Origin of the sequence: Streptomyces pluripotens (assembly GCF_000802245.2) — a bacterium.
Lineage (GTDB): Bacteria > Actinomycetota > Actinomycetes > Streptomycetales > Streptomycetaceae > Streptomyces > Streptomyces pluripotens.
Window position 1 is genome coordinate 332,782 of record NZ_CP021080.1, and the last position, 15,560, is coordinate 348,341.

The 15,560-nt window shown below is 71.5% G+C and carries 14 protein-coding genes and 1 pseudogene; 9 read left to right on the forward strand and 6 right to left on the reverse strand.

Annotated elements, in window-relative coordinates; all coding sequences use genetic code 11:
* Nucleotides 1–203: 203 nt before the first annotated feature.
* The gene (locus LK06_RS01450) at nt 204–854 is read right to left on the reverse strand and encodes an ATP-binding cassette domain-containing protein (protein ID WP_043432393.1); all 651 of its coding nucleotides are present in this window, start codon (nt 852–854) and stop codon (nt 204–206) included.
* A gap of 11 nt (nt 855–865) precedes the next feature.
* Nucleotides 866–1,543 (reverse strand): annotated as a pseudogene (locus tag LK06_RS01455) (ATP-binding cassette domain-containing protein); the annotation flags it as partial.
* 607 nt (nt 1,544–2,150) lie between these two features.
* Between LK06_RS01455 and LK06_RS01460 the strand changes: the two are divergent.
* The 3 genes from LK06_RS01460 to LK06_RS01470 all read left to right on the forward strand — a co-directional run bounded on the left by LK06_RS01460 (nt 2,151) and on the right by LK06_RS01470 (nt 3,936).
* A complete protein-coding gene (locus LK06_RS01460; RefSeq protein WP_039654580.1) occupies nt 2,151–2,639 on the forward strand; it encodes a MarR family winged helix-turn-helix transcriptional regulator in 489 nt (162 codons plus the stop codon).
* Nucleotides 2,636–3,091: a MarR family winged helix-turn-helix transcriptional regulator gene (locus LK06_RS01465; protein ID WP_039654579.1), complete on the forward strand. Its 456-nt coding sequence runs from the start codon at nt 2,636–2,638 to the stop codon at nt 3,089–3,091. Before LK06_RS01460 ends, LK06_RS01465 begins: the two co-directional genes overlap by 4 nt.
* Before the next feature lie 200 nt (nt 3,092–3,291).
* Entirely contained in the window at nt 3,292–3,936 is a 645-nt protein-coding gene (locus tag LK06_RS01470) for a peptide deformylase (RefSeq protein ID WP_039654578.1), read from the forward strand.
* Between the two features lie 35 nt (nt 3,937–3,971).
* Here the strand turns inward: LK06_RS01470 and LK06_RS01475 are convergent, their stop codons facing one another.
* Nucleotides 3,972–5,402 (reverse strand): dihydrolipoyl dehydrogenase family protein, encoded by a 1,431-nt coding sequence (locus LK06_RS01475; RefSeq protein ID WP_043432402.1) that lies wholly within the window; start codon nt 5,400–5,402, stop codon nt 3,972–3,974.
* A 139-nt stretch (nt 5,403–5,541) separates the two neighbouring features.
* On the opposite strand from LK06_RS01475, the gene trxA reads away from it, so the two are divergent.
* A complete protein-coding gene (gene trxA, locus LK06_RS01480) occupies nt 5,542–5,916 on the forward strand; it encodes a thioredoxin (protein ID WP_043432395.1) in 375 nt (124 codons plus the stop codon).
* An 86-nt stretch (nt 5,917–6,002) separates the two neighbouring features.
* Here the strand turns inward: trxA and LK06_RS01485 are convergent, their stop codons facing one another.
* Together LK06_RS01485 and LK06_RS01490 are read right to left on the reverse strand one after the other, a co-directional pair.
* Nucleotides 6,003–7,004, reverse strand: coding sequence for a LacI family DNA-binding transcriptional regulator (locus tag LK06_RS01485; RefSeq protein WP_043432403.1), 1,002 nt, complete (start codon nt 7,002–7,004; stop codon nt 6,003–6,005).
* A gap of 188 nt (nt 7,005–7,192) precedes the next feature.
* Complete coding sequence (locus LK06_RS01490; RefSeq protein WP_174673794.1) at nt 7,193–7,873, reverse strand: TetR/AcrR family transcriptional regulator; 681 nt, start codon at nt 7,871–7,873, stop codon at nt 7,193–7,195.
* Between the two features lie 96 nt (nt 7,874–7,969).
* Between LK06_RS01490 and LK06_RS01495 the strand changes: the two genes are divergently transcribed.
* The 4 genes from LK06_RS01495 to LK06_RS01510 all read left to right on the forward strand — a co-directional run bounded on the left by LK06_RS01495 (nt 7,970) and on the right by LK06_RS01510 (nt 12,253).
* The gene (locus LK06_RS01495) at nt 7,970–8,533 is read left to right on the forward strand and encodes an NADPH-dependent FMN reductase (protein WP_039654575.1); all 564 of its coding nucleotides are present in this window, start codon (nt 7,970–7,972) and stop codon (nt 8,531–8,533) included.
* A gap of 372 nt (nt 8,534–8,905) precedes the next feature.
* Nucleotides 8,906–10,360 carry an amidase gene (locus LK06_RS01500; protein WP_039654573.1) on the forward strand — a complete coding sequence of 485 codons (1,455 nt, stop codon included), beginning with the start codon at nt 8,906–8,908 and terminating at the stop codon, nt 10,358–10,360.
* Between the two features lie 26 nt (nt 10,361–10,386).
* Nucleotides 10,387–10,605, forward strand: a complete 219-nt coding sequence (locus LK06_RS01505; RefSeq protein ID WP_071659186.1) for a hypothetical protein — start codon at nt 10,387–10,389, stop codon at nt 10,603–10,605.
* A 160-nt stretch (nt 10,606–10,765) separates the two neighbouring features.
* The gene (locus LK06_RS01510; RefSeq protein ID WP_052270076.1) at nt 10,766–12,253 is read left to right on the forward strand and encodes an SPFH domain-containing protein; all 1,488 of its coding nucleotides are present in this window, start codon (nt 10,766–10,768) and stop codon (nt 12,251–12,253) included.
* A 112-nt stretch (nt 12,254–12,365) separates the two neighbouring features.
* Here the strand turns inward: LK06_RS01510 and LK06_RS01515 are convergent, their stop codons facing one another.
* Nucleotides 12,366–14,246, reverse strand: coding sequence for a dynamin family protein (locus LK06_RS01515; protein WP_159025166.1), 1,881 nt, complete (start codon nt 14,244–14,246; stop codon nt 12,366–12,368).
* An 816-nt stretch (nt 14,247–15,062) separates the two neighbouring features.
* Between LK06_RS01515 and LK06_RS01520 the strand changes: the two genes are divergently transcribed.
* Nucleotides 15,063–15,509, forward strand: coding sequence for a type II toxin-antitoxin system PemK/MazF family toxin (locus LK06_RS01520; RefSeq protein ID WP_039654569.1), 447 nt, complete (start codon nt 15,063–15,065; stop codon nt 15,507–15,509).
* The last annotated feature ends 51 nt before the right edge of the window (nt 15,510–15,560 follow it).

The following is a 15,560-nucleotide window of genomic DNA, read 5'->3' on the forward strand; positions in this document are numbered from 1 at the left end:
GGGTGACGGACAAGAGCCCCGGGCCGGGGACGGCGACCAGCCGCAAGGCCGTCGTCGGCGCCGGTCCCGGCCCGATCGTGCCGGGGCCAGGGACGGCGACCTGGCTTCCGAACCCCGCACGGGTGTCAACGGCCGGGCACGGTTCAGCGGCAGCGTGTCGGGCCGGCGACGCGGACTCCGCCCAGTGCCCCAGCACGACGGGCTCAGGGCGTCCTGCGGCGCTCCAGTTCGCCCGCCTCGCCGCTGAAGACGACCACACCACGCCGCAGCTCGTAGACGATCGGCGCACTGGCCCGCAGCAGGGGCGGCAAGCGTTGCTCGGCGATGACCACACAGGCGTGGAGCGAGCCGAGCAACTCGTACGTGCGGGCCGCCACCGCCCGCGACATGCCCTGTACGGGCTCGTCCACGAGCACCACACGCGCGCCCGCCAACAACGCGCGGGACAGGGCGAGCATGCGCTGTTCACCGCCCGAAAGGGTGCCGGCCCGGCGCCCGAGCAGGGGCTCCAGCTGCGGGTAGGCCGCCAGCGCGGGGGCGGGCGCGGGGGCGGCGAGTTCGAGGTTCTCCCGCACGGTGAGGGAGCCGAAGACCGCCTGCCGCTCGGGCACCAGACACAACCCGCGCCGTGCCCGTTCGTAGGCCGGCGTCCGGGTGATGTCGGTGCCGTCCCACACCACCGTGCCGCCGACCAGGGGCACCGTCCCGGCCAACGCCCGCAGGACCGTCGAACGGCCGGAGCCGTTGCGCCCCAACAGCACCGTCATCCCTGGACCGGGAGCGGTCAGGGTGACGCCGTGCAGGGCCTCCAGGGGGCCGTAGCGCACGCGTGCCTGCCGCAGCGAGATCGTCACGCGCCTGCCTCCTACGCGTCGAGGACGTCCAGAACGCTCTCTGGTGGCCCGGAAGCGACGATCCGTCCCGCCGCCATGACGTGCACCACGTCGGCGACGTCGGCGACCAGGTCGATGTCGTGCTCGACGACGAGCAGTGCGATACCGTCAGCGGCCAGCGCCCCCAACACCCGGGCCAGCGCGGTCACCTCTGCGGTGTCGAGCCCCGCGACCGGTTCGTCGAGGAGCAGCACGAGGGGGCTACCCGCCAGGGCACGGGCCAACTCCACGCGGCACAGCGTGCCAGTGGGCAGGCCGGCGGCAGGCAGCGCCCGCACCGGCCCGTCGAGCCCGAACAGCCGCAGCGCCCGCTCCACGGCACCCGGATCGGTGACCCGGCCTTGCTCGGCGCCCACCCGCACGTTCTCGGCGACGGTCAGCGACGGGAAGACGGCCAGCTCCTGGAAGGTCCGGGCGATGCCGAGCCGGGTCCGGGCGTGCGCGGCCGTCCGGGTGATGTCCCGTCGGCCGAACAGCACCTGCCCGCCCACCGGCCGCAACGTCCCGGCCAGGCAGTGGAACAGCGTGCTCCTACCCGCCCCGTTGGGCCCCACCACAGCGGTGACCCGGCCCGGCGGCACGACGAGGGCGACGCCGTCGAGGGCAGTGAATCCCCCGTAGCGGGCGCGGAGGCCGCGGGCGGTGAGCACGGGCGGAGCGCTGGAGCCGTCCGCGCCCCCAGGCACTGCCTGACGCCGGGACACCCGGGGGCGGATCGCGCCCGCCGCGGTGTCCGCGGCGCGGCGGGCGCCACCGGCCACGGGTGCCGCGGAGCCTCCGCGGTGCGGTTCGGCCGCTCCGGGCCCTGCAGCACCGGTACGACCCCGGGAGCGGGAAGGGATGCCCGTTCCCCTCACTGCGGTGGTGGGGGCGACGGCCGGCCGGGGCCGCGGCTCGTCGCGGCCGGTCCAGCCAGCGGGGCTCCAGAGGGTGCCGGCGCGACCGGCGGCACCGGGCGCGTACGGGGTGGCGCCGGATGTCGTCGACGCAGGCGGGGTGGGGCGGGTGCGGCTCGGGCTGGGTGGTGCCGGTGGGGGTGCGCTTGGGCCGGGAGCCGGTGCGGGCCCCCGGCCGTCTCGCGTCGCATCGGGCAGGCGTGTGCCCCCCGTGCCGCAGGCGAGGCCTGCAACCGCCGTCGCACCGGCCGGGACCGGCCGGCACCTCGGACCAACCGGACGGCCGGGCACCTCGCGGCCGACGATATACAAGCCATGTACATGGTAGCCATGTACATAATTACCATGTACTCTATAAGCCATGAGCAAACGTTCCGAAGGAGCCACACCCGGCTTTCTGGTGTGGCGGCTGTCGACGAAGTGGCGGGTCGCGGTGGACCGCGCGGTGAGCCCACTCGGTCTCACCCACGCCCAGTACTCGCTCCTGGCGTCGCTGTACGGCATGCAGCGCTCCGGCCTGCGGCCCAGCCAGCGCCGCCTCGCCGACCACACCGGCCTGGAGGCCCTGTACGTCTCCAAGCTGGCCCGCGGCCTGGAAGCGAGCGGACTCCTGACGCGCACCCGGGACCCCTCCGATCCGCGGGCCGTCCAGCTCGCGCTCACCGAGCAGGGCCGCGAGGCCACCCAGGAGGCGATCGGCATCGTCCAGAAACTGCTGCGGCAGCTGCTGTCACCCCTCGGCGGGCCCGACAGCCCACGCACCCGAGAGTTCACCCAGGCCCTGTCGGTCCTTCTCGACGCACCGCTCGACCCGTTCGGCACCACCGATCCAGAGACGGAGCAGTCATGACACTCCCCGTGACCACCACGCCCCGCGTCGACGGCCGGACCGTCGGCCTCGCCCACTACGCCTCCCGCGCCCTGCTGGAGCACGTCCTCGCCCCACACGGCGTCTCCTTCCTTCAGTTCGTCACACTCCGGCGCACGGCCGCCGCCGACGGGCCGATCGAGCGGACCACCCTGGTGGGCGAGGTCGCCGACACGGTGAAGACCGAAGCGGCCGACGTGCACCGCGCGATCGAGGAACTGACGACCGCCGGGATGCTGACCGCCGAAGGGCCGTCCCGGGTACGCATCACGGCCACCGGACGTGAGCTGTACACCGCGGGCTCCGAGCAGACCACGGCGATCGCCGAACGGCTGTACGCGGGCATTCCCGCGAAGGACCGGGCCGTGACGGCCCGCGTCCTCACCCTGGTCACCGAGCGGGCCAACGCCGAACTGGCCGCCCTGCGGGGATGACGCGGAGACACGCCGGAAGTACGGGGTGAAGCGGGTCTACGGCCGCACGGTGTGTGCCGTCGCGCCGGCGCCCGACACGCCGATGGACCGCCCCGCGGGGGCGAGGGACGGTCCGGCGGCGGGACCGCGAGAGCCAGGTCTTCCCGAGGAGTGACGACCGGTGCCGCAGGAAGGGCACGGGGACATGGCATCCTGACCCGATGGCGCCTCCCCCTGATCACGCACCGCTCGCCGAACGGGTCGAGGAACTCCTCGCCGCCGGCGGCCCTTTGCCCATCGTCACGGCCGGACAGCCGTTACTGCGGCGCGGCACCGAGCGGTACGACGGTCAGCTCGCGCCCGCGCTGCTGGCGCGCTTCGTCGAGGCGCTGCGCGTCACCATGCGTGCCGCTCCCGGCGTGGGCCTGGCCGCTCCGCAGGTAGGCGTACCACTGCGGATCGCGGTCGTGGAGGACCCGGCACCGGTGCCCGCGGAGATCGCCGTGGCCCGGGGCCGCGTTCCGCTGCCGTTCCGCGTACTGGTCAACCCGGTGTACGAGCCCGTCGGCACGGCGCGGGCCGCGTTCTTCGAAGGCTGCCTGAGCGTACCGGGGTGGCAGGCGGTGGTGGCCCGGCACTCCGAGGTGCGGCTGCGCGGTGTGGACGAGCACGGCCGCACCCTGGACGAGGTGTTCACGGGCTGGCCGGCCCGCATCGTCCAGCACGAGACCGACCACCTCGACGGCATGCTCTACCTGGACCGCGCCGAACCCCGCTCCCTGTCCAGCAACGAAGCGGTGGCGGCTCTGTGGGCCCAACCGGTTCCGGAAGCGGCGGCTCGGGCGCTGGGCTTCGAACTCCCCTGACAGCAGGTGTGGTGGGCGGATTCGGCTGGCCGGGCTCAGTTGTCCCGGAGCGCCTCCAACAGCCGCAGCCACACCTCGCTGAGCGTCGGGTACGACGGTACGGCGTGCCACAGTCGGCTGACCGGGACACGCCCCGCGACCGCGACGGTGGCCGAGTGGATGAGCTCACCGACACCCGGGCCCACGAAGGTGACACCGCGCAGGATCTCGTCCTCCAGGTCCACCACCATCCGGGCCCGGCCCCGGTAACCGTCGGCGTACAGCCCCGCCCCGGCAACGGAGGAGAACTCGACGTCGACGGCGCGGACGCGGTGCCCCGCCCGTTCCGCTTCGGCGAGGGAGAGACCGACCGCGGCGGCCTCGGGATCGGTGAACACGACCTGCGGCACGGCGTCGTGGTCGGCGGTGGCGGCATGGGAGCCCCAGGGGCCGTCCAGGAGGGGGGTGCCGGCCGCGCGGGCGGCGATGGCGGCGCCGGCGATGCGGGCCTGGTACTTGCCCTGATGGGTGAGGAGCGCCCGGTGGTTGACGTCACCGACGGCGTACAGCCAATCGGTGCCGCTCACGCGGAGGCTGTCGTCCACGTCCAGCCAGGAGCCGGGTTCCAGGCCCACCGTGTCCAGGCCGAGGTCGTCGGTGCGCGGGACGCGGCCGGTGGCGAAGAGGATCTCGTCGGCCTCGATCCGGTCGCCGGCGCTGGTGACCACCGCCACGGTGCCGTTGTCGCGGGTGACCGACTCGACGGAGGTGCCGGTGCGCAGGTCGACGCCCGCCCCGGTGAGAGCATCGGCGACCAGTTCCCCAGCGAACGGCTCCATCCGGTTCAGCAGCCCCTTGCCGCGCACCAGGACGGTGACGTGCGACCCCAGCGCCCGCCAGACGGTGGCCATCTCGGTGGCGACGACACCGCCGCCGACGACGATCAGCCGGCCGGGGGCCGCCTTGGCGCTGGTGGCCTCGCGGCTGGTCCAGGGCGCTACGCCGGCGAGGCCTGGCAGGTCCGGCAACCGGGCACGGGTCCCGGTACAGACGGCGACGGCGTGGCGCGCGGTCAGCGTCGTCACCGTACCGCCGGGAGCAGTCACGGTGACCGTACGGGGGCCGACCAGACGGCCGTGGCCGCGGTGCAGATCGGCTCCAGTGCCGGTCAACCAGGAGACCTGGCCGTCGTCCTTCCAGCGGGCGGCGTACTCATCGCGCCGGGCCAGGACGGCCTGGGTGCCCAGGGGGCCCTGAACGGCCTGGGCGAGGCCGGGCAGGCGACGCGCATCGGCCCGGGCGATGATCGGCCTGAGCAGCGCCTTGCTGGGCATACAGGCCCAGTAGGAGCACTCGCCACCGAGCAGTTCGCTCTCCACGACCGCGGTGGTGAGACCGGCGGCACGGGTGCGGTCTGCGACGTTCTCGCCCGAGGGCCCGCCCCCGAGCACCACGACGTCGTAGGCGATGGTTTCCGTCTGCGTCATGGGGTCAGTCTGGTGGGTGGTGTGCGCCGTGGCCACATGGGTACGTGCGCGGACGACAGGCGTCCACGTGTGGAATACGCGGCCCGTCGGTCGTGTTTGCGCCGACGGCACCGCCACACCAGGAAGAGGGAATCACGCCATGAGCAGCACTGTGGAGCTGACCAAGGAGAACTTCGACCAGACGGTCGATGAGAACGACTTCGTCCTCATCGACTTCTGGGCGGACTGGTGCGGACCGTGCCGGCAGTTCGCGCCGGTGTACGAAAAGGCCGCCACGGACAACCCGGACCTGGTGTTCGCCAAGGTGGACACCGAGGCACAGCCGGAACTGGCTGCTGCCTTCGGCATCCAGTCGATCCCGACGCTGATGATCGTCCGCGAAAAGGTCGCCGTCTACGCCCAGCCCGGCGCCCTGCCCGAGGCAGCGCTCACGGACATCATCGGCCAGGCCCGGAAGCTGGACATGGACGAGGTGCGCAAGAGCATCGCCGCCCAGCAGGACAACGGCCAGTAGTCCTCGCGGCGGGCACGGCGGCCCCGCACGGGGCCGCCTTCGCGTCTGCTCCTGCGGCCGCGGGACCGGTTGCACCGCGGGACGGATCAGCTGGACTCGCGCCGCACCACCGCGGCCCCCAGCACCGCATGCACCGCTGGCTCGCCGCCGGGGTCGCGCACCGCGCGGTCGACCAGCTCGGCGAGGTCGCGGCCCGAGGGCAGGTCGATGTGGACCGTGCTCAGCCGGGGCCGCAGCAGGCGGCCGAGCATCAGGTCGTCGGCACCCATCACAGCCACGTCCTCGGGAATCCGCACACCCTCGTCCTGCAGGGCGCGCATGAGCAGCATGGCGTACTCGTCGTTGTAGGCGAACACGGCGTCCAGGCCCGAATCGGCCCACTGGCCGGCGAGCCGGGCGGCGGCCCGCTCCGTGTAGGCGAGCGGCAGCTCCGTCACGGTCGCGCAGGTACCGTGCAGGGCCTGGCGCACGCCCGCGAGCCGGGGCCGGGAGTAGACCTCCAGACCCGGCTCCTCGGGAATGACGACGCCGATCCGGCGCCGGCCCCGCTCGTACAGGTGTGCACCGGCGCAGTGGCCGACGGCGTCGTGGTCCATCAGCAGGGCGTGGGCACCCTCGACGCGCTCGGGGCCGAAGGTGACCACGGCCCGGGCGCCGGAGCGCTTGAGGAGCGCAACGCCCCCAGGGTCTAGCCCGGGGCCCGGCACCAGGACGGCGACCGGCCTCAACTCCGCCCAGGAACGGGCCGCTTCGTCCCCGCGCAGGCCGACGGTGCCGTACTGCACGACGGTGTAGTCGAGGCGGCCAAGTGCCCACTGGAGTTCGTTGAGGAACGTGCCGTAGAGGGGGCCCACCGGGATCGCGGGCGCGGATATGAGGACCATACGGCTGTGTCCGGCCCGCAGGCTGCGGGCGGCGGCGTGGGGCACGTACCCCAGTTCCCGCGCGGCCTCGTGCACGCGCTGCCGCGTGGGCTCACTGATGCGCACGGCCCTGGTGTTGTTGAGGACGTAGGACACGGTGGCACGCGAGACGCCGGCCAGGCGGGCGACGTCGGCGCTCGTGGGCGTGTTCGGTATCTGCACCATGACAGACCGCATCTTGGCAGAGGTCCGCGGGTCGGGAGCAGGCGGGGGAACCTGGTGCGCCGTTCGACCGCCCCGACCACCGTCGGACCGGTCCGGGACGTGCTCGTGCGGCGCCGCCGTTCACCGGTGGCAGGGGGAACCCTGCCGGCGGCACTGGGGTACGCACCGGAACCGATGGCCAACCGGGCTCAGCGGGGCGGCTCGGTGCGGGTCACCCGGGCGACCAGGTCGGTCCAGCCGGCCTCCAGCCGTTCCCTGGGCATCCCCCGCTGCCGGGTCAGATGGTGGATCAGGGCCGGATCGAGGGAGGCCATCAGGGTCTGCGCCAGCAGATCGCAGTCGGCGTCCGGAATGATCTGCCGCAGCAACACCGTGATGTGTGTGCTCAGTGCGCCGGCCGCGGGGTGGGAGAACCGGCGGTCCGCGTCGGGCTGGGCGGCCAGTTGCAGATCCAGCTGATCGGCGGAGCGGCGCAGCACCGCCAGGCCGAACGCCCGGAGCCGGTCCAGGGGCGGCGCCCCGGGGCCCAGCGGCGGGGGGCCACTCATGAAGTCGCTCTGGAGTTGTCTGGCCGAGTGGTCGAGCAGGGCCATCAGCAACCCCGTGCGGTCGCCGAAGCGGCGGAAGACCGTGCCCTTGCCCACCTGGGCCTCGGCGGCCACCGCCTCCATCGTGACCCCGGCCGCCCCGTGTTCCGCGATCAGGCGGGCTGCGGCCTCCAGCAGCCGGGCCCGGTTGCGGGCCGCGTCGGCGCGCAGGCAGGGATCGCCGGGAACCGGGCCGACCTCCAGCAACTTGGAGGCGTCGAACGGCTCCTGGGGCTTCGGCAAGGGTGGCTGCGCGCTGGACATGAAGACAGCGTACGACATCGGGAACAGAACTGGACCGCGGTCCGTTTAGCTGGTAGAAAATTAAACGGACCCCGGTCCGGATCCCACACCGCTCTTCAGTTCCTTGGAGTTCCCATGTCTGTTCGCATCCTCGCGCTCGTCGGCAGCCTCCGCGCCGGTTCGACCAACCGCCAGCTCGCCGAGGCGGCCGTGAAGCTCGCGCCCGAGGGCGCCGAGATCGACCTGTTCGAGGGCCTGGGCGAGGTCCCGTTCTACAACGAGGACATCGACACTGAAGGCAGCGTTCCCGCTGCCGCTGTGAACCTGCGCGAGGCGGCCCAGGCGGCCGACGCCTTCCTGCTCTTCTCTCCCGAGTACAACGGCACCATCCCGGCCGTCCTGAAGAACGCCATCGACTGGCTGTCCCGCCCGTACGGCGCCGGGGCCTTCGGCGGCAAGCCCGTGGCCGTGATCGGCACCGCCTTCGGCCAGTACGGCGGCGTGTGGGCGCAGGACGAGGCCCGCAAGGCCGTGGGCATCGCGGGCGGCAAGGTGATCGAGGACATCAAGCTGTCCATCCCCGGCTCCCTGACCCGCTTCGCCGAGACCCACCCGGTCGACGACGCCGAGGTCGCCGCCCAGCTGACCGAGGTGGTGGCGCGCCTGCACGGCAACACGGGCGAGGCCGCGGCGGCCTGAGCGACACCTTCGGGAGGGGTCCGGAGCCGTGCAGGCTCCGGACCCCTCCGCTTCACGGTCGGCAACGGCCCCCGCCCGCCGACATCGGCCATCACGGGCGAGCGACGCACGGCCGCAGCGCCTGCGCCGGCCCGCGCCGGGGACCCCAGGCCGCCGGGACGGGACACCCCGGTCCCGCCCGGCCGAACACGCGCCGATCAGGACACCGGCACGGCACCTTCCACATCACCGCATGCGCGACTGCCGCGTATGCACGGGACGTCTACACCGTCCGTCGAGATGTCATGTCCAAAGAAAGCCGCGCGAGGACCCCCCTTCGAAGGTTACCGTTCGGTAGACATCGTGCCCGGAGCCTCCCGGAGGTGCTCCCCCATGACACCCGACCGTGCCGCAGGTCTTCTGGAGTCCCGACGTGCGCTCGCCGCCGGGGAGGTGACGTCCCGCGCACTGGTGGAGCAGACCCTGGCCCGGATCGAGGCCACGCAGTCGGCGGTGAACGCCTTCCGCATCGTGCGCGCCGAGGCCGCCCTCGCCGAAGCGGACGCCGCCGACCGGGAGTTGGCCGCCGGAGCACGGCGCCCCCTCCTCGGCGTACCGGTGGCGGTGAAGGACGACATGGACGTGGCGGGCGAGCCGACCGCGTTCGGCTGCCGGGGCGAATTCCCGCCGGCGATCGAGGATGGCGAGGCGGTGCGGCGACTGCGCGCGGCTGGCGCCGTGATCGTCGGCAAGACGAACACCTGCGAGCTGGGACAGTGGCCGTTCACCGAGGGCCCGGCATTCGGCCAGACGCGCAACCCGTGGCACACCGGACACACCCCCGGCGGCTCCTCGGGGGGGTCGGCCGCCGCGGTCGCCGCAGGGCTGGTCCCGGCCTCGCTCGGCTCCGATGGTGCTGGCTCGGTGCGCATCCCGGCCGCCTGGACCCATCTGATCGGTATCAAGCCCCAGCGTGGCCGCATTTCGACCTGGCCGCGCGGCGAGTCCTTCCACGGCATCACGGTCAACGGCACCCTGGCGCGTTCGGTCGCCGACGCGGCGCTGCTGCTGGACGCCGCGAGCGGCAACCACGACCGGGATCCCCACCGGCCGCCCACGCTCACCGTGTCGGATGCTGTTGGCCGCGACCCGGGCCGGCTGCGCATCGCCCTGTCCCTGAAACCACCGTTCACCGCCGTACCGGCCCGCCTCCACCGGGAGGTACGGGCCAGGGTCGTGGAAGTCGCGGAAGAATTGGCCTCGTTGGGGCACATGGTCGAGGAGGCCGATCCGCCCTACGGCCAGATCGGCCTGGCCTTCGTGCCGCGCGCCACGGCGGGGATCGCCGAACGGGTACGCGAAGCCCCCGATCCCGCACTGCTCGACCCGCGCACCCGGAGTGCCGCCCGACTAGGACGACTGCTCGGCGGGGTGCCGCTCAGGGCCGCCCGGCGCGCGGAGGCAGTACTGCACCGACGGATCGGCGCGTTCTTCGAGTCGTACGACGTGGTTCTCGCCCCGACAACGGCCGCTCCTCCGCCCCGGATCGGCGCCCTGTACCAGCTCGGCGGGGTGGCCACCGACCGCGCGATGATCGCCGCGTGCCCGTACGCCTGGCCCTGGAACGTGCTCGGCTGGCCGGGCGTGAACGTGCCCGCCGGCTTCGTGGCGGGCAACAGCCTTCCGAGCGGTGGCCTCCCGAGCAGCGGCCTCCCGGTCGGCGCCCAACTGCTAGGCCCGGCCGGCAGCGAGCCGATGCTCGTCTCGCTGGCCGCCCAGCTGGAAGCGGAGCTGCGCTGGCACGAGCTCTGGCCGCCGACACCGACTGCGGACTCCCGGGCTGCGTGACGTCGCTGCGCCCGTACCCTGAAACCATGGGGGGTGCGTCGATGATCGGACTGATGGGGCGGGTGACGGGGACGGTCGGGCCCGGGCTGGTCGGCGAGGTGATCGTGCGCGTGCGCGGTGGCGCGGAGCACTTCCTCGCCCACCCGGTCGACGGCACCGGCCGGATCGAGCCGGGTACGGTGGTGACGGTAGTGGAGTACATGCCGCCGAGAACCGTCTATGTCACGGCCGCGTACGGTCGTTGAGCCCGCGCCGGCCGCCGGGAGCGCACCGGCCCCGGTGGAGCGTCGTCTGCGTCAGGTTGGCAACAAGCACCCGCCGGTCTCTTCTCGACGGGTCCCGGCAGGCGCACACTCCCTACGTCCGGTGCCGGTCGGGCACCACGTATAAGGGGGGCGAGTGCCGATGGTCGTCGGCGTCGTTGCGGGGGCGGTCGTCGCTGCCGTTCTCGTGCTGATCGGGCTGTTCAAGATGATGTGGCGAGTCGCCGAACCGAACGAGGCACTCGTCATCTCCGGGTCCACGCACCGGACCGAGGGCCTTGAGGAGGGCATGGGGTTCCGCATCGTCACCGGCCGCGGCACGCTGGTGCTGCCCGGTGTGCAGGCCGTTCGCAGACTCTCGCTGGACTTGAACGAGACCGAACTGCACGTGGACTGCGTGACGCATCAGGGCATTCCGCTCAAGGTGCGGGGCGTGGTCATCTTCAAGGTGGGCGACGACTTCGTGTCGATCGCGAACGCGGCCCGCCGATTCCTGGACCAGCAAAGGCTGATGTCGGAACGGGTACACAACGTGTTCGCGGGTCATCTGCGCTCCATCGTGGGCGGGTTGACCGTGGAAGACATGATCCGCGACCGGGAGAAACTGACCGGACAGACCCGGGCGGCCTGCGGCACGGAAATGGAGAAGCTCGGCCTGATCGTGGATTCTCTGCAGATCCATGAGATCGAGGACCCGACCGGCTACATCCAGAACCTGGCCATGCCGCACGCGGCTGCCGTGCAGCGGGACGCACGCATCGCGCAGGCGGAGGCGAACCGCCTCGCCACCGAGGCCGAACAGCAGTCGTTCGCCCGGATGGCGGAGGCGACCCGGGACAGCGAGATCCTGCAGTCCGGCTACCAGGCCGAACGGGACAAGGCGGCGGCCAGGTCCCAGCAGGCGGGCCCACTCGCCGCAGCGGCGGCCCGGCAGGAGGTCGTCGTCCAGGAGACGCGGGTGGCCGAGTTGGAGGCCCAACGGCGGGAACAGCAGCTCCAAGCCGACGTCCGCAAGCCTGCCGACGCCAAGGCCTACGAGAAGCGGACTCTGGCTGAGGCGGACCGCGACGCGCGGATCTCAGCGGCCGAGGCCAAGGCGAAGGAGACCGAGCTGGCGGCCGCTGCCGAGGCGACCCGGGTGAAGACCGCCGCCTCCGCCGAAGCGGAAGCGACCCAGACCCGTGGCGCGGCAAGCGCCGCCGCCACCCGGGCCACCGGTGAGGCCGAGGCTGCCTCCGCACAGGCGAGGGGCCTGGCGAAGGCCGAGGCGACCCGAGCCCGGGGGCTGGCGGAGGCCGAAGCCATCAAGGCCCGTGCCGCCGCCCTCGCCGAGAACCAGGAGGCGGTCGTCGCCCAGCAACTCGCCGAGAAGTGGCCGGAGATCGTCGAAGCAGGCGCGTCCGCGTTCGGCAACGTGGACAACATGGTGCTCCTCAATGGGGCGGACGGCATGGGCGAGTTGTTCGCCAAGGCGCTCACCATGGGAGGCACAGGCCTGGGCCTCGCCCGCAAGCTGCTCGCCACGATGGGCGACAACGGACAGACACCGAACGGTGCTCCGGCCTCATCGGACGCTGTGCCGGCACCACCAGTGCACGAGGTGCCCGTGGAACAGCAGGACCGACACTGAGATTGCTCACCTCGCATCCGCGTCATGGGGCTGGCGTGGACGGATGCTGGGTGCTCGTGCCGTGGGGACATGGCGACACCGGACTCGTCGCGACGCGCAAGTCGTCGCCCGGTCATAGCACCTCCAGAGCCCGGAGGGACTCGACGAGAACGTGTGCTTCGGCGCAAAGCGGTTCGAGCTGGTCGATGAGGCCCTGCCGGACCTGGTTCTCCGGGTTCGTGATGCGTTCGCTGATGCGCTCGCGGGACTGTTCGAGCTGCTCCCGGTACTGCGCCAGATTATCCATCAGATGATCGATGACATCGGTTCCCTGAATACCCGTAGCGAGCGTGAACTGCTCCTTGATCGCGGCGACTTCGTCGTCCATTGCGCTGATCCACTCGTCCTGGAGAACTTGCAGGGAACTGATCCGGCCTTTCCGGCGCTGAACACCGATGTAGACCAGGGCGGCGACCCCAGCGACAAGGCCGGCGGGCGGGAAGAGCGTGCCGGCCGCAGCCAGACCGTACAACCAGCCCCCGCTGGCTGCGACGGGTGTGACGATGCCGAGCAGCGCAGCCGCGCGCTGGACCACGTCGTGGCGGGTGGTCGAACGCCGGCTTTGCTTGGGAAGCGAGAGGCTGTTCACGTCAAGAACGAAGTCCGGAAGCCGCCCCGCGAGATCCTTGTCGCCGAAAACCTGGTCCACCGCCTGGACCAGGTCCTTCTTGAAACCCTCGAACTCCTCGGTCCACAGCGTCGCCGGACCGGCAGGCGCTTCGATCCACGTACGGAGCGCCTGGGCCTTCGACACCTGAATCTGGTTCGCCTTGGTGGGCCTATTGAGGTCCGTGGCCCTGATGACCTCGTCCAGCTCGGCATGGAGATGGGCGGACAGGCGGGCGAAGGGGGAAGCGGTCCGCGTGATGCGGTTGTGGAGTTTGCGCTCAAGGTCCTCGCGCATGCGCGGCAATGCCGTGTGCAGGAGCTCCAGTTGCTGCCGCTCGCTCTTCAACAACTCCTTGAGCTCGTCGATCTCAAGGCGTTCGGCGCGCAGCCGCACGGCAAGCGCTTGGTGCCGCGGGGTCATGAGGATCCGTGCCTCCATCGCCACGGCGGCGATGTGTCGGGCACCGGTCCCGGTACTGATCAGATCCTCGATCGACTGGCGTAGTGTCTCCATACGGCTCTCGGCACGCTGCCGCTGTGCCGCGGCCTCCGCTCCCTCTGCGCCAAGCTTGTCCGCACGTGCTTCCAAAGCGGGGGAGACAGGCAGGAAGCCTTCACCGATGAAGCCGAGATCCGGCTGGCCGTTCGCCAGCTTGAAATTGTCCCGCAGGTAGGCGTTGTTGCGGGCGACCGTCGCCCTCCACTCCGGGATGTTCCGGAGGTCGAGATTCGCTGCCGCATCGATGGCGGTGACCACCCACACCACCCGTTTCCCCGACAACAGGTAGTGGTCGTACAAGAAGCGGATCAGGTCAAGGTCTCGTTCCGAGAGGGTACGGCTGGCATGCGACACGTACATGAAGCAGTCCGCGTCGGCCATCGCGGCTCGGACGATCATGTCGTGGACCGGATTCGGGGAACCATAGCCGGGCAGGTCGTAGAGCTTCGCCGGAAGCTTGGCACTGGCGAGCATGATCTCGAGTTCGGCCACCTCACGTCCGCGGTGAGGCCTGAGTCGATCGGTCACATCCGCATCCTGAACCGCATACGCCGCGACCACAGAGGGAGCCGGGGAATTCCCCACGTCCTCCCACCCGGCCTCGCCGGAATCGGTGAAACGCACCCGCAAATAGCCAGTGCCCGAAGCGTCGAAGCTGGACTGGCCGTCCACCGGAACCACAGTGGCGGGACACGCCGTGGTGGGAACGGGGGATGAGGGCAAAAGGCCCACGAACTTGTCCGCCGTGTGACCGTCGGCGGTCGGTACCTCGACCAGCTCAAGCCCGCCCTGCAGGCCGCTGAGCAGGAAGCTCTTGCCCGAGGAGAAGGCACCCAGCAACGCCACGTTGATCAGGGTTGAGGCCGCTCGTGTCCTCAGCCGTGTCATCGTGCCCGCGTCGCCTAAGACCTCTTCTGGCCATTCCGCCGGAGTCTCGGGGGCGGCTGAGGCGGCGCGAAGCCACACCTCGCACCGATCGAGCACGGCGCGCAGCTCGTTGCGTACTTCGTCTACGTCCCTCGGCACTGTCACGGCACAGGTATAGCCCAGGTCGACGAGACGGCGTGAGCAATCAGGAAAATCGCCAGGTGGGGCGGGTGCACAGAGGGGTGCGTGATGTGAAGAGCACTCATCAATTCTGCCGTTCCGGGGGCTTGGACACGTCCCGGGCGGACGCGTCGAATCGCGGCCTTTTCACCTTGGAAAGGAGACCAACCGGCCGAACAGCGGCGAACGGGCACCGGTCGAGCACGACGTCGCGAATCTCAATGCTGGCAGACCTCGGCGGAGGTCACGATGAATGCCCGTCACGCGGCCCTGCCGCTATGAGCGTTGCTGGTGCTGACGCACAACGAGATCGCGCGGTGACGGACGACCACCGTCGGGCGATCAGGCTGCCGACCAGGTCGAGGAACCCACCCGCCGCTCGCACCGGAGCCGGTGACTCAACAGAAAGGCAAGATGGAAGGGGTCCAGTGACCATTGCCGTGGCCCTGTCTGGATGTCTGACTCCGGGACTGGCCACGAGGATCTGTGGCGGCTTCTCCGCCGCGTCTGGTTCACGGCACCGGGCCCGGACTCGGGGCGGTTCGCCCGGAGTCCGGGCGGGACAGGAAGACGGGCGCCCTTCGCGCCCAGCGAGCGGGTCGCTAGGGTGCCCCCGTGAGCACGTTTATCGAAGAGAACATCCCCGGCCGCCAGGGCCCGCACGCCACCGTCGAGGCCGACCCGCGCGAGGTCGGCCGGGTGCGCACCGAGTACTCCCCAGCCCATGACGGCGACCCGGACCCCGGGGAGATCGTGTGGACCTGGGTGCCCTTCGAGGAGAACGACGGCCGGGGCAAGGACCGCCCGGTGCTGGTCGTCGCCCGGGAGGCGGCCGGAACCGTCCTCGCCGTACAGCTCTCCAGCAAGCAGCACGACGGGGACCGGGAGTGGGTCGCCATCGGCAGCGGACCGTGGGACCGCTCTGGCCGGGACTCGTGGGTGGACGTGGACCGTGTGCTGCGGCTCCACGAGGAGGGCATGCGACGCGAGGCGTGCGCGCTGGACCGGATGCGCTTCGACCTCGTTCGCCGGAGGCTGCACGAGCGCTACGGCTGGACCTGACCCGACGTTCGGGACGGCGGGGACGGCGGCGGTTGGCCCGCCGGCCTCGGC